Source organism: Halobacillus sp. A1 (genome assembly GCF_024189295.1).
In the GTDB taxonomy this organism is placed as follows: Bacteria; Bacillota; Bacilli; order Bacillales; family Halobacillaceae; genus Halobacillus_A.
In genome coordinates, this window is the sequence record NZ_JAIZEN010000017.1 from 1 (window position 1) to 19354 (window position 19354).

The following is a 19354-nucleotide window of genomic DNA, read 5'->3' on the forward strand; positions in this document are numbered from 1 at the left end:
TTCCTTTGTGTTTCCGTAAACATAATTTTAGACATGTCTCTAACCTCGCTCTTCATAGTTAATTTGATTATAAAGGGATATTCGAGGTCGTGAAACACAAAAACCCCGAATAAGGGGCACTTTTTTAATCGTGTCCATTATTCGGGGGATAGTTCAACACTTCAGTTGGTGCTTCTTTTTCTTGTGTAGAAGAACGGTATTTGATATCAAATGGAACGATAATCCGCTTCGCAGGTTCTTCTTTGTTTTTCACTTTCTCAATCAAACATTTCGCTGCCTGACTGCCGAGCCCATGAATATGGATATCGACGGTGGTTAAAGGTGGGCGCGTGATTTCTGATAAGTATACGTTATTAAAACTTACGATCGAAATATCCTCAGGCACATGCATCCCCAATTCTTCGAGCATGTTCACCACCCCGATACTCATCAAATCATCCGCTATGACAAGTCCCGTTGGCGGCTGAGGCAGAGAAAATAGTTCATGGACAGCTTGACGACCGCCTGATTTAAGAAATTCCGTATGAATCCGGTACTCGTCTAAATAAGGTAATCCAGCTTCTTCTAACGCTGATTCATATCCCTTCATCCGATCGATGGTTACAATACGGTCCGTTGAGCCACCGATAAAAGCAATACATTCGTGCCCTATCTCAATGAGGTGATTCGTAATTTCTTTCCCAGCACGGACATTGTCGTTATCCACATGGGTGATCTCATCCACACGTTCTGAAGGTTTCCCCACAACGACAAACGGAAAATTCTGCTCGATCAGAAAGGCCATGATTGGATCATTCACTTGAGAATATAGCAAGATAATGCCATCTGTTCGGTTGCTGTAGACCATTCGCTCGACCGCTTCTAACATTTGTTCATCTGTCTCTCCCGTACACAGCAAAATGGAATAGTCCAATTCATGAGCAACGGCACTGATTCCGCGCAGCACTTCTGGAAAGAAAGGATTTTGTAAAGCTTTATCAGCACTGGATGGCATGACAACCCCAAGCGACTGTGTTGAGCGATTCGCTAAATTCCTCGCATTAGCGTTTGGATGGTATCCCATCTCCTTCATCGCTTTTTTCACCCGTTTCTTCGTTGCCGGACTGATCCTCGGGTGGTCCGCGATGACACGGGATACCGTCGATGGTGCCACTCCTGCTGCCTTTGCCACTTCCTTAATGGTCACTCCCATACGATCACCTTCTATAATTTACTTCCTGTATTATACCATGTCGATGCCTTCATCAAATCATAAAAAAGGAGAACCGAAGTATGCTTCTCCGCTTCTCCCTTTCATTCATATGTCTTTCAGATTATCCCTTCGTACCCCCTGCTGTCAAACCAGACACGAAATATTTCTGAAGAGATAAGAAAAGAAGTGAAATCGGTAACGCAATTAATACAGAGCCTGCGGCAAAGAGTGTGAATTCATTTCCGAACTGGTCGGCGATGAGTTCATATAAACCAACCGCAAGTGTGAATTTCTCCTCAGTCCGAAGTAGAATTCGTGCCAAAATGAAATCCGTAAAAGGTGTGATGAATGTGAAAAGCGATATGACCGCAATCATCGGTTTAGCGAGAGGCATGACAATCTGCCAGAAAATTCGTAAGTTGCCTGCGCCATCCATACGTGCCGATTCATCTAACTCTTTCGGTATAGTATCCAAATATCCCTTCATCAAGTAGGTATTCATTGGAATTGCTCCCCCTGTATAAACAAGAATCAAAGCCAGGTGTGTATCCAGTAGTCCTGTCAGATTGGCTAACGCATAAATCGCGATCAAAGCAGCAAAGTTCGGAATCATCTGCAAGATCAAGAACGTCATCAACCCATTTTTACGTCCGACAAAACGAAACCTGGAAAAAGAGTAAGCGGTCATACATACGAGAGCCACGGAAAAAACCATCGTCAAAATACAAATTTTGATCGTGTTCCAGTACCAAATCAAATAATCACTTTGTTGCGGATCGAACAACTCTTTGTAATGCTTCAAGGTGGCGTCTTTCGGAATAATCGAAGAGCCGGATAAGCTGTTTCCCGGGTTGAACGATGACCCTACGATCCACAAGATCGGATATAAAATGATGACGATCATAGCCAAAATCACTGCGTACGAAAATGTCAGTTGTATAATACGGTTTTTATTTCTCATATTACATCATATCCTCTTCTTGGAATGATTTCGTTCTTCTGAATTGCCACAAGGCTACAGAAATGACGATCAAGGATAAGATCATCGTTATGGCTGCTGCTTTTCCATACTGGGCAGAAGTCATGGTCAAGCTGTAGATCCAGGAAATCAAAATGTCCGTTCCTCCAGCATTTTGATCCGGTACAGCTGGCCCTCCCCCATTGAAAAGGAAGATAACGTTAAAGTTGTTGAAGTTAAACGTGTATTGAGTGATCAGTATCGGAGCTGTTGCATAAAGAACCAACGGCAATGTGATACCCCTGAATTTTTGGAAAATCGAAGCTCCATCCACATCTGCTGCCTCGTACAATTCGTTCGGTATAGACTGGAGCACACCAGTGACCATCGCAAAAATGAACGGGAAACCGAGCCATGTCTGGATCAGAATCAGCGCGATTTTTGTGTAAGTCGGGTTTGTCAGCCATGGAATATCCCCAAGCCCAAAGACAGCAAGGATATCACGGTTGATGGTTCCGAACGTTTCATTAAACATCCCTGCAAAGACGAGAATCGATACGAAAGCAGGCACTGCCCAAGGAAGAATGAAAATCGTACGGATTGTCTTTTGAAGAATGATTCCTTTTTGGTTCATCAGTACAGCAAGGAAAATACCGAGCGCAATTTGCAAAGTAGTCGCACCGAACGTCCAAATGATCGTCCAAGCCAACACACTGAAGAATGTTTCACGCCAGATCGGAATTTGGAAAATATCGATGAAGTTTTGAATACCCACCCAATCCACAAGGCTCGCTGGAGGCGAGTGGTACAAGTCATAGTTTGTAAAAGAAAGTAAGATAACGAACAAAATCGGAAAAATAACAACGAACACGAGCAGTAAAAAGCCAGGGGTCATCATCAAATAAGGGAAACCGCCGCCGATTAGGTTCTGATATTGTGCTCGAATCGAGTTAGGCGCTTCATTGAAATCCCTTTGTTTTCCCACTTTAAAAGCATCCCTTAAATTAAAACCATAGAAAGCTGCACCGAGGATGGTAATGATCAAAGTCAAGATCCCCTCTACAAGCAAAACGATGGAATGGTCGTATGTGGGATCGGTTCCAAGCGTAAACAGACCCCAAAATCCAAATTGCAGCAAATCGGAAAAAGCAATGAAAAAAGAGGCTATTAAAATGAAAAAACCGGCACCTTTCAGCCACTGCTTATTATAAAATTGACCTAAACCCGGAATGACTGAGAGCGCTAATGCAATCTTTCGGTGGTTGGTAGTTGGTTGTCGTTCTTGCTCCCCCATGTTCAATCTCCTTCCTATATGTACCTAGTCAAAAGTGTCAGAATGTCATTCAATGAACGCATATGCTTCACACTTTAGTCATTTTTTCAATTATGTACTTTAATAAGGAGAGCAGCACCCGAATGCCGGGAACTGCTCTGCCTTCAATTAATTCCCTGAATGGTTGGATTCAATTTGTTGTTCTATTGTTTCTTGTGCATCATTCAGAGCATCTTCTGGTTCTGACTTACCTGTTGCAATAACTTGCAACGCTTGTGCCATCGGCTCCCAAACTTCTCCCATTTCTGGAATGTTCGGCATTGGAACAGCGCGCTCAGATTGGACAGCTACTGCACGTGCTCTTTCGTTATCAGCAATGATCGGATCTTCAATCAATGCAGTTACTGGTGGAATTTCATTTGTTTCTTCATAACGAATCTTGGCATTTTCTTCGTTTGTGATCCACGTCATCAATTCAGTCGCCCACTCTTTGTTTTCAGAAGCAGAAGACAAGTGCCAGCCTTTCACTCCAACAAAGGTCTGTGGATACTCTCCATTAGGTAATTTAGGAAGTGGAGCAGCCCCATAGTCGATTCCCGCTTCGTTCAGCGCCTGGTAAGCCCAGGGACCATCCATCATAGAAGCAACATTTCCATCTTCGAAAAGTCCATCTTTAGCAGATCCACCGCTTTCGCCGACGATGCCGGATGGGAATACTTCCTCATACCATTGTTGAATGTATTCAGCCCCTTCAATAGAACCTTCATTGTTCAACCCTAGATCCTGAGGATTTAAAGCCCCTTCTTCTTCAGCGAAAACATAACCGCCATATCCAGCCATAATCGAATTTCCAAAGTAGAAGTTATCCCAAAGAGCAAGGAATCCATATTGGTCACCATCATTAAATTCTTTTGTAAACTCGAACAATTCATCGAAATCTTCGGGCACCTCATCCATATGTTCTTTGTTGTAAATGAAAACAGGCGTCTCTGTTGATTTAGGCAAACCATAAAGCTCTCCTTCATACGTTTGCGCTTGAATAGATGCTTCTGTATAAATATCTGTGACAGAACTATCTACATCAATTGGAGATAGCAGACCTTCAATAGCAAATTGACCGATTTGGTCATGTGGCAAAGTCAGAATGTCCGGGCCTGTCCCAGCAGGTCCATCTAAACGGAGCTGCTCTCCCATTTTCGTTGACATATCCAATTCTTTAAATTCGACTTCAATACCGTGCTCTTCTTCAAAGCTTTCAATTGCAGGCTCAAGACCCACAGCTTTATCTTTGTCTTCCCAGATGACTAGTTTCTCAGGCTTCTCAGGCATTCCGTCTTCAGATGACTCAGAAGAATCCCCTTCACTGTCTCCTCCTGTGCTTTCTTCTTCACGATCCGGCGAACAAGCCGCCAGCATCGCAACGGTAAGAAAAGCGATAAACAATAGACTCAACCACTTTTTCATACTCCATCTCCCCCTAATAGTTTCCTAGGACGTGCCATGCAATCTAGTGAAACCGATTGCACACATCTTGACTCTAATTATACAAATCACCCAATATAATGCAAGCGTTTTCTTAAATTTTATTTGAATTTATGGTAAATTATAGTTAACTCTTTCATGTATTCATTGACTTACAGAGTTATAATCTATATTTTTATGTTAGTGTAAACTAAACTTTTATATAACTATTTGTGCAACCGATTGTACAGAAAGGATGAAAATACATGTTAAAGGAAGCCGTCTACCACCGCCCCAAAAACAATTATGCTTACGCGTACGACAAAGAAACCATCCATATCCGCCTGCACACAAAAAAAGATGATGTCAAGAAGATCTCTCTCATCCACGGAGATCCTTATGATTGGAACAAAGGAGAATGGCAAACCCAGCAAGCTGAGATGAAAAAAACGGGAAGCGATGATCTTTTCGATTATTGGTTTGCTTCCATCCAGCCTCTCTATCGCAGACTTCGGTATTCCTTTTTACTAGAGGATGAAACGGAACAGACCGTCTATACAGAAAAAGGATTCTATGAAGAAGTCCCAATCGAAGGAATCGATTATCATTTCTGCTTTCCTTTTTTAAATCCAATCGATGCGTTCGAAGCTCCTGATTGGGTGAAGGAAACGATTTGGTATCAAATCTTCCCAGAGAGATTCGCCAATGGAGACCCGTCTTTGGATCCTGAAGGTACAGTGGCCTGGGGAAGCAAAGACCCGACACCAACTAATTTCTTTGGAGGAGACTTTCAGGGCGTGATCGACCATCTCGATTACTTGGAGGAGCTTGGGGTTAATGGAATCTATTTCACCCCGATCTTCAAAGCTCACTCCAACCATAAATACGACACGATTGATTACATGGAGATCGACCCACAATTTGGTGACAAAAAGACATTTCGTAATTTGATTTCCAAATGCCACGACCGTGGAATACGAGTCATGCTGGATGCTGTTTTTAATCACAGCGGGTATTACTTTGAACCGTTCCAGGATGTGATTGAAAAAGGGACAGAATCCAAATACGCACAATGGTTCCATCTAAAAGAGAACGAAGTGGTCACAGAACCGCTCCCAAACTATGACGCATTCGGGTTTGTCCCAAGCATGCCGAAATTGAACACAGAAGATCCTGAAGTAAAAGCATACCTGCTGAAGGTTGCCCGCTACTGGATTGAAGAGTTCGATATTGATGGCTGGCGTCTGGATGTGGCCAATGAAGTTGATCACGCATTTTGGAGAGAGTTCCGCCATACTGTCAAAGACGCAAAACCAGACGCATATATCTTAGGGGAAATATGGCATGATTCCATGCCATGGCTGCAAGGGGATCAGTTTGATGCAGTCATGAACTACCCCTTTACTAATGCAGTCGTCGATTTTTTTGCGAAAAAGAACATCACGCTCCCCCACTTTAAGAATCAACTGACCCATGTACAGCATATGTATCCTCAATCTGTGAATGAAGTTTCGTTCAACTTGTTGGACAGTCATGATACCCCGCGTGTTCTAACTTATGCAAAGGGAGACAAAAAAGCAGCAAAGCTCATGTATCTATTCCAGCTTTCTTATTCGGGCACACCATGCATCTATTATGGAGACGAAATCGGAATGACAGGAGGAGAAGATCCAGGCTGTCGCAAATGCATGGTCTGGGAGAAACAAGACCAGGATTTTGAATTGTTTGCTTTCATCAAAAAAATGATTAAACTAAGAAAAACCGCACCAGCATTCGGTAACGATGGAGAGTTTTCATTTTTGGACTACGGAGACGAACTGCTTGCTTACGAAAAAACCTCTGAAACTCAGTCCATGATTTTCTTGATCAATCCGACGACAAAAGCCTACGATTTACGGTTTGAAGAAAACATTAAGCAAGTAGTGGATGTGGATGAAGGTTCTAACATGAAGGACCACAATATTCATCTGGCTCCTTCTGGTTTCATCATATTGGAGAGAAGATAATGTACGTCTATTAAACACGTAACAAATAAGTGAATTTTTGGTTCAAATGGTATAATACCTTGAAGTTGAGTCTTCCAATATCCTGGTTCTATCCAATAACATTTCTGGAGATAGCAAAAGGTAAGCTACCAACGTAAGTTTGCCTTAAAATGAAAAGCCTCTTAAAAGTTCACACTGAACTTTTAAGAGGCTGTTTAAAAATTATAATAATTTTCTGTACAAACCCTCTTTATCAACCCTCAGTTAAACTTAGTACACACTTGATTACTGACTCCCTATCAAATATCAGTAAATTATCATTCTGAGAACACATCAAAATGTCTCCAAATATCTTCCAACCCTTCTAATCTCCCGTGAACATCTTCTTGCTTTTCTCTACTAACAAAGGTTATTAAAGCGTTTATCAAACTCAAAGGGGCTACAAATGAGTCAATGAATGTTGGCATTTGACTCGTTGCCTTGAGCGGAACATCTGCGTGCGGAATAAGAGGTGACACCAAATTGTCTGTAATGGCAATCGTCTTACCTCCTTTTTCTTTCATGTAGGAAAAAAGGTCAGTCGTACTTTTCGTATAGCGGGCAAAGCTGATACCTATAGTAACATCATCTTTATTTACCTTATAAAGTGAATCAGATGCGCTCTCAACTGAATGAAGCAGTTCCACATTATCTAATATCATAGATAAGTAATACTGAAGGAATACACCTAACGACATCGCGCTGCGATTTGCAATAATATAGATCTTGTTGGCATTCAATATATAATTTACTGCTTTATGAAAGTCATCTAAATCCAGTTCTTCCATTGTTGCTTTGATATTTTCCATATCATCACGAAAAACTTCATCTACGCCCTTTTCTTTTTCGTCATAGACCTGTTTGGATATCTTCAGCCTCTCGGAAGTGGTTAATTGGTGTTTTAGAGAGGCTTGAACTTCTTGTTGTAATTCCGTATAGCCGGTATATCCAAGAAAGGTTGCAAACCGCACAATGGTTGCTTCGCTTACCTCCGTAACTTTTGCCAGTTTTCCTACCGTTAGAAATGACACTGCATTTGGGTTTTCCAACATATATTTCGCTATCTTTAACTGTGACTTACTCATCTTTGCAGTTTTACCAGCAATATTATGGTAAACGTTTTCCATCACTCAAACCCTTCCTCTGTTAAAATACCTGCGTTAATACCCGATCATAAGCGTCAAGGGTGCGGTTAATCTCCTTCTTACCATGAAGGGTAGAAAGACTATAGCGATTTAATGGTTTTGTATAAATCCCCTCACACAACAACCGAAAATCGATTTCTTTCCTTATCCTAAAGTTCGATTGCTGCAGCTGTCGATAATTCAAAATACTGTCTTGCTCAGTTATGACTACGTTAAAGATGGAGCCCAAACCGATTGATTGCATGGCAACTCCACGCTTCGCAAACAACTTGTTAATTCCTTCTTTTAATTGATTAGTAATTGCAAACACATGATTGATTTCCTTTTCTAAGTGATTGATTGTTGCTAGTCCAGCAGCAAGAATTGATGGATGACCATTATATGTTCCACTATGAAATAATACTTCTTTCGCACTCGATTTTAAACTTTGACTCGAGTCGAACACATCGGAAGAAGCTTTAGGTGAACTTACCATCATGACTTCTTTTTTGCCACCGATCATTCCTACCGGGAATCCCCCGCCAACCACTTTACCAAGAGCAGTAATATCCGGCTTTATCTTATAGAGCGACTGAGCACCGCCAAGACCCAGCCGAAATCCCGTTTTCACTTCATCAAAAATAAGCAGGATATCTAATTCTTCCGTCACTTTCCGCAGCCCATCCATAAACGATTGTTCAGCAGGGATAAACCCACCTTGAACCGGCTCAAGTACAACGGCAGCGATTTCATCTCTTCTTTTTGACAAAATTTCAGCTGTTGCATCCAGGTCGTTAAATGGCAAAATTACTGTATGTTCCTGGTGGTAAGAGTCTACTCCACTAGATTCAATGACAGCATTCGGTTTATGAGGAAGTCCGGCTTCGTCAATAGGGGGGTTTACGCTAAGTAGAACTTGATCATATCCACCATGATAGTGCCCTTCAAACTTAGCTATTTTGTTTTTCCCCGTGTAAGCATAGGCCATACGATTTGCCAGGAGAGTTGCTTCTGTACCTGAGTTCGTGTAACGAAGCAATTCCATACTTGGATACAATTCTTGAATTTTCTTCCCCATCTCTACTTCAAGTAAATGTGGGGTTCCAAATAAACTAGTACCCTCTTCTTCAATTTGGTTATGGATTGCCTTATTAATTTCAGGGTGTCCGTGTCCATGCATTAACGCACCATAAGAAAGAAGGTAATCAATATATTCGTTTCCATCAACATCATATAAATAAGCACCCTTACCTTTCTTCATAATAACAGGATAGGGATCAAATGACTTAATATTAGCAGTTACTCCACCAGGCATTATTTCTTTAGCCTGACTAAAAAAATCCTTAGAATCAGGGGTTATATCTAAGTAATTTTTTATAGCACGATTTAAACCGTCTTCTTTGTTCATAGATATTCGCTCCTTATGAAATTAATAATTCAAATTATAATTAAATATGAAATTTATGTTTCATTATAGACATGGAACTACTGTAAGTAAATAGTTTGAAAAAATTAGTTTTAACGAACCAATGTATTTGGATGACCAAGATCAAGTAACTGAAACTAAGTTTTTCCTCTTCTGTATTGCTGATCTTTCACCAATCCATCTAAATAATCTTTTGTAACATATTTAATCCGTGAGTTCTCGACTTTTGAATAGGTTTCAGTAATGGATCTGAACTCTGAAGCGGTATACACACCTTCACTTTCGGACAACTAATAAAAAACCCCTCTTAAGTTTAATGAACTCTTAAGAGGGGTTTTGGATTTAGACATAATAAATTCCACTATAGCAGGATTTAAAACATTACTTATAGCATACTTTTCATTAATAAGCTCCTGCAGAATAGGTCAACTCATAGCTGTGGGTATAGATTTCAAATATATTTCCAAAAGGATCTTCGACATAGACCATTTTGAACGGTTTTTCATCCGGATAATACTCCCGAATAGGCATACGCTGTTTACCACCGTATTCTTTGATCTTCTCTACAATTCCTTCGATGTCAGGATCTTGCACACAGAAGTGGAATATACCTGTTTTCCAATACTCAAAATTATTTTCGGGTTGTTCATTCTCAGGAAATTCAAAAAGTTCGATTCCTATTTTGTCCCCCGTTGATAAATGCGCGATTCTAAAACGTTCCCAATCATCTCCAAATACATCACGGCACATTTGTCCAATTGGAGAATCGTCATTCTGCACTTCAGACGGTTCCATAATGACATACCACCCGAATACTTCCTTATAGAATTTTACAGCTCTTTCTAAATCAGGCACGGAAAGTCCGATATGTGAAAATGTTCTTGGATATGGCTGCATCTTGTATTCCTCCTGTTTATCTTTTGACAATCCTTATTATAAATCCTTAAGATTTGATTATGTAAGAGCGCACTTTTTTGTGAGACACTAACTTAAAAGTAAGTAAGGAGTGAGTAAACGCTTGGAGAATAACGTTCAAATTGATGACAAAGGCAAACTGAAATGTGCAATTGAATATACATTAAACAAAATCGGAGGTAAGTGGAAAACCGTTATCCTATGGCATCTATGTGTGGAAGGCACCTACCGTTATAATGAATTACGCCGTCTGCTGCCAGGAGTTACACATAAAGTACTAAGTCAGCAGCTAAAAGAATTAGGAGAAGATGGATTGATCAAAAGAAAGCAATATAATGAAATACCTCCAAAGGTTGAATATTCAATGACCAAGAAAGGTATGACGTTACAACCTGTTTTAGAAGAGATGCACAAATGGGGAACGGACCAGTATAAAAAACCTTAAAAAGTGAATTAAAAAAAGAGCTGTTTAATATTAACAGCTCTTAAATCGTAGTAGTAATACGTTTAAAATAAGGCTCCCGGAACATGGACACGGTCACTAGTAATAATAAATTAACGAAGTAGTGAGTTATTAACCGCTAAGCAAAGTTCGTTCCAACGCTGAATTTTTAAATTTTAATTACAGCAAAAGGGGCGAAATAAATCTATTTTCTATTCTTGAAAAACCTGCCTATTTTTTTAAAACTGTACGTCGCATTCACCAATAGAAGTAATCGGACTCATCCGAGCGGTGAATGTTGTAGAGAACGTGTGCCCCATATTGTCGTTTGCCAAGACCGTCCATGTTCCTATATTACCTGGGCCAATGGACACCTCGATCAATACTTCAAACAATCCTTGGAATACATTACCTATAGCTAAAGCCGTACCTCGCACTCTGGCAAACGTATCGTCAATACACTCGATTTCTATTCTTCGCCCTAGAATAAAATTGATGGTCGATGCTCCCGATTTAAATGTCACATGGAAGTTATCCACATCAGGATCACAGCCAGGTTTGGCAGTGAAGCATTGTATCGCTGTCACATTAATCGTGCCTCGCAAGGTCGATGCCACTCCTTGATTCGTAATTTCAACATTTGCGTGTGCACGGTTTCTTCGAACACCGATCCTAAATTTACATGGACATTCAACCGTTGGACACTCCGCTTGGGCCCCTACATGAGCTTCAAGAATCTCCCCTTCTACTTCTGTTGTCGCATGTACATCAATCGACAAAAGCGGTGTTCCAGGAAGGACGGTTACATTCGTTGAAAAATCTCCGTTCACATCTGAAATGGCTGGATTCGGGTCATAAAATACGACATTATCAGGGAAATGATCGAAGAAGATTTCAGCTCCCTGCACAGGAACTCCTCCGCAATTTATATTTCCGGTAATGACTGCGTCACAAGTGATCAGTTGAGGAACATTAATAATTAAGGGCATGGGTCTTCACACTCCACAAGGACTTCTACTGAATCTGAAATCATTTGACCTTCTACAGTAGTGGAAGCTGTAAGGGTAACAAGAGTAGACAGTGTTCCATCAGCCACTGTTACACCCGAGAAATAGTTGCCATGACTCCCTGTTAAAACAGGATTTGGATCAAAGGTGACCGCAGGGTCATTGCTTTCTAATGTCACCACAGCTCCTTCAATAACTCTTCCATTACAGCGCACCCTTCCGTCCACGAAACCATCACAAACAATTTCTTCTTCCGCGAACAGCTCGATGATACATGGATCAGCCAAGCACTGGACGATCGTTGGCAGGGAGGTGGAAACTTCTTGCCCATTTACCGTGGTTTCAGCTGTAATCACTACTTCTGTAGGCTCCGTGACGGCTGGGAGACTAGTTTCCACTTCAAAATTACCAAACTCATCTGTGATAACGGAATCCGGCGTGAAATCTACAATCGCCGGTTCGGCACGGAAGGTTACCTCAGCGCCTTCAACAGGATCGATATCGCCACAAATCACTTTACCTGAAAGAAACCGATCGCAAATAATTACTGCCGGAACAAACACATGGATGTCACACGGAGAACAGGTGAATTCAACACTCCCAGCAGGGATGGTCCTTTGAAAATCACTTTGCTGGACGATCCAGTCATATACTCTCGTAATCGATAGACAAGCCACCTCTTGAAGCTGCTTTGAATTTGGTGATGTGAAATATTCCTTTTCTGACGTCTTTTTTGATTTAACCTCTAAGTCTGTCATTTCGCTTGGGAAAATAACTGGACATTGGGTTGGCATAGTAAAAGAACAACGATCAGGAATGATGACGTCCCTTTCCACGCAAAAACCAACTTCCTGTTCAATCACCGCCTCCGCGACTGTTTGAATGCTTTGGCAAACGGTGAAATGAATATCCAAAGATTCAAAGGTTTCGTCCAGACAATTCACACTGGCTTGACAATCAAAATCCGTCACGCTGCAAACCACTTCTGTACCTGCAGGTGCGCACAAAATCACATGTTCATTAAAGCAAAAGGGAATTGGATCAGACACACATAAGGTATCTTCATCCCCCACTTCGACTACAACATATCCTTGTTTACCAATCGTTATCTTTTGAAGAGTTACTTGTTCCCCATCAGGCAATTGAAGGGAAATATCTTCTCGATTCCCTTGTTCTTCACAGGTAATCTCATCAACAGGGCTGCCTGCTGCATTGGTTAAATAACAACGCACAAACCCAGCATTCGCTAATAATTCACATAAATCTGGATTCACAACTTTCCTTGCTCCTTTCCAAGAAATCTACGAGTTCTTTGCTTGCCGAGCCTGCTCCTATAAAATAAGAAGAGCAGGCTGCACTCCACCAAAGTCATTATGACGCAAAGATTATAATATTGTATGACTTTAGGTTTATACAAGTTACGAGAAAACCGTTAATGCAAAGAATTCCACGTTTGATTTTTGTATGTAACCCGAGACTGTTTCTTGAGAATACAAAAAAGCCTCCAATGAAACACTGAGAGGCTTACAGAGCCCTTTCATTTCCTAGCGAGCAAAAGGAAGGGGGAATTTCTCTGGATTAACTTTGTAAATCTATTATTACTTGAAAGGTTAGGATCCATAAATGATAAAGGGAAATCTATTTTCTTTATAAAGGACGCTTAATAATGTTTTTAGGCTTACGAGCAAATGGCTGGCGAAGTATTCGACCAACCATTTGAGTTAACCCGGTTTATACATGGCTTCTATGTTTTAAGCAAACGCAGCCCGTTCAATATGACTAAGATCGTACTGCCTTCATGCCCAATGACTCCAAGTGGCAGGTCAAGCACCTGAAGAAAGTTGGAGATAATCAACAGCATGATGACAAGGAGGGAAAAAACGACGTTCTGTTTTATGACTTTGTTCATCCGTTCAGATAATTGAATGGCTTCCGCAATTTTAGGAAGATCATTCTTCATTAAAACAACATCTGCAGTTTCCAATGCCACGTCTGTACCTGCTCCCATAGCTATTCCTACGTTGGCGGTAGCTAATGCAGGGGCATCGTTGATCCCATCCCCGACCATCCCTACATTCTCATAAGCTTTACGTAAAAGTCTAACTTCTTGCACTTTTTCTTCCGGCAAACACTCGGCCACATAATTATCCATTCCTGCTTCTTTTGCGATTGCTTCAGCGGTAGTTTCGTTGTCCCCCGTCAGCATAACGGTATAGACTCCATGTTTTCGCAAAACTTGGATAGCATCTTTTGTTTCTTCACGAACGGTATCTTTAAGCGCTACTACCCCCGCTATACCGTATTCATCCCCAATAAATACAACTGTTTTACCTTGTTCGGCTAACTTTTTTAACACGCCATTTTGAAAAGATTCCGCAGCTTCTTTCCCTAAAAATCCCGGCTTTCCAATTTTCCAGGTCACTCCAGCAATTTCAGCTGTTACACCACTCCCGGGAATATCTTGCATATGTTGGACCTCTAGACGTTCAACGTCAGGCAGCGTGTTTGTATAATTGACTATTGCTTGAGCTATAGGGTGATTAGACTCACGTTCTATGGATGAAAGGATGGATAGTATTTCAGCCACTTCTTTGTCTGAACGAGTTATTAGGTCTGTAACTTCAGGCTTCCCATTGGTCAATGTACCTGTCTTATCAAATGCGATTGCCTGCAAATGAGAAAGTTTTTCTAAATGAACGCCTCCTTTGAATAGAACGCCATTACGAGCCCCTGTCGAAATAGCCGATAGGGTGGCAGGCATGATAGAGGCTACTAAAGCACAAGGGGAAGCTACTACCAATAGGATCATTGCTCGATAAATAGTATCCGTCCAGCTCCAACCAAAAACAAAATGTGGGAAGAACATCATAATTGTCACAACAACCAGCACGGCTTTTACATAAGTTCCTTCAAAACGTTCAATAAACAGTTGGGAAGGAGACTTTTCACTTTGTGCCGATTGTACGAGTGTAATGATTTTTTGAAAAAGTGTTTCATTGGCTGGTTTGGTGATCTCTACCGTTATGCTTCCATTAATATTGACGGTCCCGGCAAACACTTCTTCTTGCATTTCTTTAGAGACAGGGAAGGATTCCCCGGTTATAGCACTTTCATCGATCGTCGTTTTTCCTTTGATAATTGTGCCATCAGATGGAACTCTTTCCCCTGCTTTAATAAATATTTGATCACCGATATGCAATTGATTTATAGAGACTAACTCTTCTTCCCCGTTCTTCATACGCAAAGCTTCTTGAGGTTGTAAATCCATCAGTGAGGAAATTTCCCGCTGACTCTTGTTCATCGTGTATGTTTCTAATGCTCCACTTAATGCAAAAATGAAGATTAAAATAGCACCTTCTGTCCAGTATCCAATTAAAGCAGAGCCAATGGCAGCGAAAATCATCAGCATTTCTACGTTCAATTCCCGTTCGGCCATCGTCTTTTGGATGCCTTCCTTAGCCTTAGCAAACCCGCCTATTACAAATGCCAGAATATGCAAAGTAACAAATATGGAATATGGCAATTGATTTCCCCATAGCCAAGCAGTTAATATCATTATTCCGCTGAGAATAGCAGCTATTAACTCCATATGTTCCTTTATCTTGAATCCGCTGATTAAGAAATTATTTCTAAAAGGTTTTTGTGCAGTTTTTCGAGGGATATTTCTCACGTCTGCAGTCAATTTTCTCAACCCCTTCATTTTAAATGAGAATGGTAATCAACTTCATTTACCCCATAAAATTCAATTTGCTGCCACACTTTTGTATGACAGCACTTGGCCTTAAACTAAAATAATTATAATTTAATATATATTATTATATTACCATATAGATGTGCTTAGTCAAGAGTATGGAACCCTCATATAAGTCCATTTTATCGAGGTTTAGTAAAGAAATAAGCAAAAGTGAAACCACCCTCCTTTTCAGGCAGAGAGTACATAGTCATTTCTTCATATCAAACTCCGTTTTGTGGTATTCTTGAAGTATTATAGAAACCATTTGTCGCGGAAAACGAAGGAATCAAAAGGGGGTGATGAAGTATGGAAAACTTCTACTCTTCTACGCTTGAGAATTTGGAAAGAGCATTCATGCCGCATACCTCCGAATACCAGCACTACATCGATTTTCATACGATGAGAGAGATGAAGCAGGTCATCAAAGGGAAACTCCCTGTTTATTTCGACCTGCAAGTAAAAGAGCTGGTAGAGATGAACATGAGATATATATTGGATGTCTATTGGAACGGTGTCTTTTTCACCGTAGTTATTCCAACTACCAACACATTCAAGGGTATGATCGAAGTGTACGGTAAGCCGCCGCAAATGCTGCTTGGCCGTTTTGAAACGAGAGAAGAAGAAAACACACTGGTCACTACGTTATTGAAAGAAGAATTCACGAGACGAAAAGGGCTCGAAGACACATTGCGTGATTTTTCGAATGCTTTGTTTACGTATTTGAATTCCTACGTGGAGAAAAGGGAACCATTCGGAGAGGACTCAACTTTGGAACATCCAGGAGAAGCGATTCTCGAAGGCTGGGACTTCCCGTTTCTCGAGAACCACCCTGATCTTCAAAAGGAATGGACGTCCCTAAAGAAACGAACAGTGAAACAATTCAAACGAATGGAAGATCTTGAAATAGAAGAACAATACGCCCTTGAAACGATGATGGACAAAGACGTTCCTGACTTCATCAAATCGTTTCAGCGATTGTCGGATGTCAATAAGGAAAATCGGAAAGATGAACTGATGGATACGATGCACGATTTGCGTAAGTTCATTGAAACACTTGAGCGTAAAGAAGAAGAAAGTTATGCGCAGAATTTTGCCAGAAGCAAGGGGATCATTACTTCCAAGTATAATAAAGAAGAAAAGAACTTCTTCTCGCAGAAGTAAAAAGATGTTCAAGCTAACGGACGTTTATTTTACTCGAAACAATTCATGGCAGATAGGAGATATGAACATGAGTGAAAATTCTTTTCCTAGAGACAAAGAAGCTGAAATGAACCATCAGGACTTAAGAGAAGCGATGACTCTTATTGAAAAAGAAGACCTCGACCGCCTGAATGAAGAGGCCGAAGCCTACGCGGAAAGGTTCAAATCTTCCAGGGACGACTCCCTTTCAGAAGTGATGAGAGAGCTCGGCGACCTCGGAGAAAAAGAACAGCGCGTCGCCGGGGAGACGATGGAAACGTTGAAGCGCCCGGTAAACGAGCTCATGACCAAAGGCAATAACGACATTCCTGAAACGTTAAGTGAACTCGAAGTTATCGTGTCGGACCTTGATCCGAAGCGCACCGAAGGCAACGGCTTTCAGAAATTCTTTTATAAACTGAGCAAACAGCAGCCCATCGACCGCTACATGAAGAAGTATGAAACCGTCGACTCAAAGATTGATACGGTGGTCCGCAGTCTGCTGGCGGGAAAAGACCGCCTCGAGGAAGACAGTGTTGAATTGCAGATTATCAAAGAAAACGCCCAGAAGCGTATTTATGACCTGGACAAGCAAATCTATCTTGGGAAGAAGCTGTTTGAGCTTTTGAAAGAAAAAGAAGCTGAGGGTGAATACGACCTGGCACTGCTCACAGAAGGAAAAGAGAAAATCATTACACGTACGAGAAACATGACCCAGATGAAGAGCGTGCTGCATCAGAGTATTTCTTCTGTGGATATTATTAAAAAAAATAATGAAAAACTAAAGGAATCGATTCGTAATGCAGTTACACTGACGAAAAATATTATTACCGTTTCCGCTTCGATTCAGCTGGCTTTGAATAATCAGCGGAAAGTGATCGATACGGTGAACGGCGTCAATAAAGCGACCGAGCAGATGCTAGTCTCGAACTCCAGGAACCTGAAGGAGAACGCGGAAGAGACGACACAGATGATGGAGAACCCGGCCATCAGTATGGAAGCTCTTCAGGAGTCTTTCGATAACGTATTCGAAGCTCTGAAAACGACAGAGCAGTCGTCCGAGCGGATCATCGCTTCGAGTGAACAGTTCATTGAAGATATGGATGCTTTAAACGAAAATGTCCGGAAGAAATTATCCCAGACGGGTAGTCATACACAAAGAGCGCTTCGTGATTGAAGCGCTCTTTTATAAATGACGATTTTGGAAAAAACCGTGGGCCGGTACCTTCCACTGCCGCAAAAATACATACTAACTAGCACGAAAAAGTTGTACCCCTATGCTTTTTAAGTGACAAAAGAGGGTATGGGTAAAAGATTATAAATAAAGGTTTTGTTAAAGTTCCATGTTGATATTCATATAAGCTCCTTTTAGTGGAAAACTCTGTTTCGAGACATTCAGGCCGTTTCCGTCCCAAAAATAGTGGTTGAAGGGCCGGGAAATCACCCGCTTTCCATGGGCGTACGGTGAGCTCCCGCGGAAAGCGAGCCATTCCCCGCCGTCCTGACCCACTCATTAAATGTCTTGGAATCGAGTCTTCCACTATGATTCCATATTGTTGAATAACTCACTTATCAATATCAACAATCACCTTTAACATAGCCAAAATAAAAGGAGTTTGAAGAGTAACTATGGCTTACATATTATTAATTGTCGGCTTCGGTTTATTAATTAAAGGGGCCGATTTATTCGTTGATGGATCTTCCAACATTGCCAGGCTGCTCCGTGTCCCGCCTATTTTGATAGGGTTAACGATTGTAGCTTTTGGCACAAGCTCACCTGAGGCAACCGTCAGCATCATTGCAGCTTTACAAGGAAATGCTGAAGTTTCATTGGGAAATGTAGTTGGGAGTAATATTTTTAATATCACTTTAGTGGTAGGTATTGCAGCCTTCCTCTATCCATTAATGGTAGAGAGTGAAACCACCAAAAAAGAAATCCCATTCATACTGCTGGCTAGTGGAGCTTTACTCGTACTTATCAGTGATACACAATTACAGGGGTTAAGCGAAAACTTGCTAACACGCGGGGATGGCATCATCTTTTTATTGTTTTTATCTATTTTTATGTACTATGTGATTGAAGTGGGCTTGAAAAGCCGAAAAGAATCCACACATGAACCAATTCCTTCAAACATTAAGTGGGGCAAAAACACGGGTTTAACGTTTGCAGGTTTAGCCGCTATTATTTTTGGCGGCGACATGGTGGTAGACAACGGTACAGCGATTGCCTATGACCTCGGAATGAGTAATACATTAGTAGGGTTAACCATCATTGCGATTGGTACATCGCTTCCTGAACTAGTAACCTCTATATCCGCTGCATTGAAGAAAGAAAGTGGAATTGCACTAGGGAATGTTGTAGGCAGCAATATTTTCAATATCTTATTTGTTCTTGGGGCTTCAGCGGTCATTACGCCTTTACCTGTGAATGGAAAGATATTTACCGATGTGATGATTATGATTGCATTGAGCTTGTTATTGCTCTTATTTTCGAGGACCCATTATAAAATTGGAAAAAGAGAGGGTTTCATCCTTATAACTATGTATATAATTTATCTTATTTACATTATTTTGAGAAACTGAGATTTTATTTTGTTTTTAAACAGAAACATAGAAATTA

At 41.0% G+C, this 19354-nt stretch carries 16 protein-coding genes; 5 read left to right on the forward strand and 11 right to left on the reverse strand.

Annotated features, from left to right (window positions below):
• Positions 1–124 precede the first annotated feature (124 nt).
• The 4 genes from LF817_RS15350 to LF817_RS15365 form a co-directional block, all read right to left on the reverse strand.
• Positions 125–1192: a LacI family DNA-binding transcriptional regulator gene (locus tag LF817_RS15350; RefSeq protein ID WP_253936689.1), complete on the reverse strand. Its 1068-nt coding sequence runs from the start codon at positions 1190–1192 to the stop codon at positions 125–127.
• Between the two features lie 121 nt (positions 1193–1313).
• Positions 1314–2153 (reverse strand): sugar ABC transporter permease, encoded by an 840-nt coding sequence (locus tag LF817_RS15355; RefSeq protein WP_253936690.1) that lies wholly within the window; start codon positions 2151–2153, stop codon positions 1314–1316.
• Between the two features lies 1 nt (position 2154).
• Positions 2155–3444 (reverse strand): carbohydrate ABC transporter permease, encoded by a 1290-nt coding sequence (locus tag LF817_RS15360; protein WP_253936691.1) that lies wholly within the window; start codon positions 3442–3444, stop codon positions 2155–2157.
• 147 nt (positions 3445–3591) lie between these two features.
• The gene (locus LF817_RS15365; protein ID WP_253936692.1) at positions 3592–4887 is read right to left on the reverse strand and encodes an extracellular solute-binding protein; all 1296 of its coding nucleotides are present in this window, start codon (positions 4885–4887) and stop codon (positions 3592–3594) included.
• 263 nt (positions 4888–5150) lie between these two features.
• Here LF817_RS15365 and LF817_RS15370 point away from each other — a divergent pair, with 263 nt between their 5' ends.
• Positions 5151–6890, forward strand: coding sequence for a glycoside hydrolase family 13 protein (locus LF817_RS15370; protein WP_253936693.1), 1740 nt, complete (start codon positions 5151–5153; stop codon positions 6888–6890).
• 296 nt (positions 6891–7186) lie between these two features.
• On the opposite strand, the gene LF817_RS15375 is transcribed toward LF817_RS15370, so the two are convergent.
• The 4 genes from LF817_RS15375 to LF817_RS15390 form a co-directional block, all read right to left on the reverse strand.
• Positions 7187–8035 (reverse strand): MurR/RpiR family transcriptional regulator, encoded by an 849-nt coding sequence (locus LF817_RS15375; RefSeq protein ID WP_253936740.1) that lies wholly within the window; start codon positions 8033–8035, stop codon positions 7187–7189.
• 19 nt (positions 8036–8054) lie between these two features.
• Positions 8055–9440 carry an aspartate aminotransferase family protein gene (locus LF817_RS15380; RefSeq protein ID WP_253936694.1) on the reverse strand — a complete coding sequence of 462 codons (1386 nt, stop codon included), beginning with the start codon at positions 9438–9440 and terminating at the stop codon, positions 8055–8057.
• A 155-nt stretch (positions 9441–9595) separates the two neighbouring features.
• Positions 9596–9748: a hypothetical protein gene (locus LF817_RS15385; protein ID WP_253936695.1), complete on the reverse strand. Its 153-nt coding sequence runs from the start codon at positions 9746–9748 to the stop codon at positions 9596–9598.
• 112 nt (positions 9749–9860) lie between these two features.
• Complete coding sequence (locus LF817_RS15390) at positions 9861–10355, reverse strand: lactoylglutathione lyase family protein (RefSeq protein ID WP_253936696.1); 495 nt, start codon at positions 10353–10355, stop codon at positions 9861–9863.
• Positions 10356–10476: 121 nt separating this feature from the next.
• Here LF817_RS15390 and LF817_RS15395 point away from each other — a divergent pair, with 121 nt between their 5' ends.
• On the forward strand, positions 10477–10818 hold the full coding sequence (locus tag LF817_RS15395) for a winged helix-turn-helix transcriptional regulator (RefSeq protein ID WP_253936697.1): 342 nt from the start codon (positions 10477–10479) through the stop codon (positions 10816–10818).
• Between the two features lie 236 nt (positions 10819–11054).
• Here the strand turns inward: LF817_RS15395 and LF817_RS15400 are convergent, their stop codons facing one another.
• The 3 genes from LF817_RS15400 to LF817_RS15410 form a co-directional block, all read right to left on the reverse strand.
• Positions 11055–11804, reverse strand: coding sequence for a hypothetical protein (locus LF817_RS15400; protein ID WP_253936698.1), 750 nt, complete (start codon positions 11802–11804; stop codon positions 11055–11057).
• Positions 11795–13096 carry a BMQ_0737 family morphogenetic spore coat protein gene (locus LF817_RS15405; protein WP_253936699.1) on the reverse strand — a complete coding sequence of 434 codons (1302 nt, stop codon included), beginning with the start codon at positions 13094–13096 and terminating at the stop codon, positions 11795–11797. Before LF817_RS15405 ends, LF817_RS15400 begins: the two co-directional genes overlap by 10 nt.
• Positions 13097–13566: 470 nt before the next feature.
• On the reverse strand, positions 13567–15483 hold the full coding sequence (locus LF817_RS15410) for a heavy metal translocating P-type ATPase (RefSeq protein WP_253936741.1): 1917 nt from the start codon (positions 15481–15483) through the stop codon (positions 13567–13569).
• A 378-nt stretch (positions 15484–15861) separates the two neighbouring features.
• Here LF817_RS15410 and LF817_RS15415 point away from each other — a divergent pair, with 378 nt between their 5' ends.
• The 3 genes from LF817_RS15415 (at position 15862) to LF817_RS15425 (ending at position 19317) form a co-directional block, all read left to right on the forward strand.
• A complete protein-coding gene (locus tag LF817_RS15415) occupies positions 15862–16716 on the forward strand; it encodes a hypothetical protein (RefSeq protein ID WP_253936700.1) in 855 nt (284 codons plus the stop codon).
• Positions 16717–16783: 67 nt separating this feature from the next.
• Complete coding sequence (locus tag LF817_RS15420) at positions 16784–17911, forward strand: toxic anion resistance protein (protein WP_253936701.1); 1128 nt, start codon at positions 16784–16786, stop codon at positions 17909–17911.
• A gap of 452 nt (positions 17912–18363) precedes the next feature.
• Entirely contained in the window at positions 18364–19317 is a 954-nt protein-coding gene (locus LF817_RS15425) for a calcium/sodium antiporter (RefSeq protein WP_253936702.1), read from the forward strand.
• Positions 19318–19354 lie beyond the last annotated feature (37 nt).

What these genes read in the sequence shown, in the direction of transcription:
- LF817_RS15380 (WP_253936694.1), bottom strand. Translation starts at nt 9,440, where the DNA reads ATGAACAAAGAAGACGGTTTAAATCGTGCTATAAAAAATTACTTAGAT.
- LF817_RS15415 (WP_253936700.1), top strand. Translation starts at nt 15,862, where the DNA reads ATGGAAAACTTCTACTCTTCTACGCTTGAGAATTTGGAAAGAGCATTC.
- LF817_RS15390 (WP_253936696.1), bottom strand. Translation starts at nt 10,355, where the DNA reads ATGCAGCCATATCCAAGAACATTTTCACATATCGGACTTTCCGTGCCT.
- LF817_RS15355 (WP_253936690.1), bottom strand. Translation starts at nt 2,153, where the DNA reads ATGAGAAATAAAAACCGTATTATACAACTGACATTTTCGTACGCAGTG.
- LF817_RS15400 (WP_253936698.1), bottom strand. Translation starts at nt 11,804, where the DNA reads ATGCCCTTAATTATTAATGTTCCTCAACTGATCACTTGTGACGCAGTC.
- LF817_RS15375 (WP_253936740.1), bottom strand. Translation starts at nt 8,035, where the DNA reads ATGGAAAACGTTTACCATAATATTGCTGGTAAAACTGCAAAGATGAGT.
- LF817_RS15420 (WP_253936701.1), top strand. Translation starts at nt 16,784, where the DNA reads ATGAGTGAAAATTCTTTTCCTAGAGACAAAGAAGCTGAAATGAACCAT.
- LF817_RS15365 (WP_253936692.1), bottom strand. Translation starts at nt 4,887, where the DNA reads ATGAAAAAGTGGTTGAGTCTATTGTTTATCGCTTTTCTTACCGTTGCG.
- LF817_RS15360 (WP_253936691.1), bottom strand. Translation starts at nt 3,444, where the DNA reads ATGGGGGAGCAAGAACGACAACCAACTACCAACCACCGAAAGATTGCA.
- LF817_RS15425 (WP_253936702.1), top strand. Translation starts at nt 18,364, where the DNA reads ATGGCTTACATATTATTAATTGTCGGCTTCGGTTTATTAATTAAAGGG.
- LF817_RS15370 (WP_253936693.1), top strand. Translation starts at nt 5,151, where the DNA reads ATGTTAAAGGAAGCCGTCTACCACCGCCCCAAAAACAATTATGCTTAC.
- LF817_RS15350 (WP_253936689.1), bottom strand. Translation starts at nt 1,192, where the DNA reads ATGGGAGTGACCATTAAGGAAGTGGCAAAGGCAGCAGGAGTGGCACCA.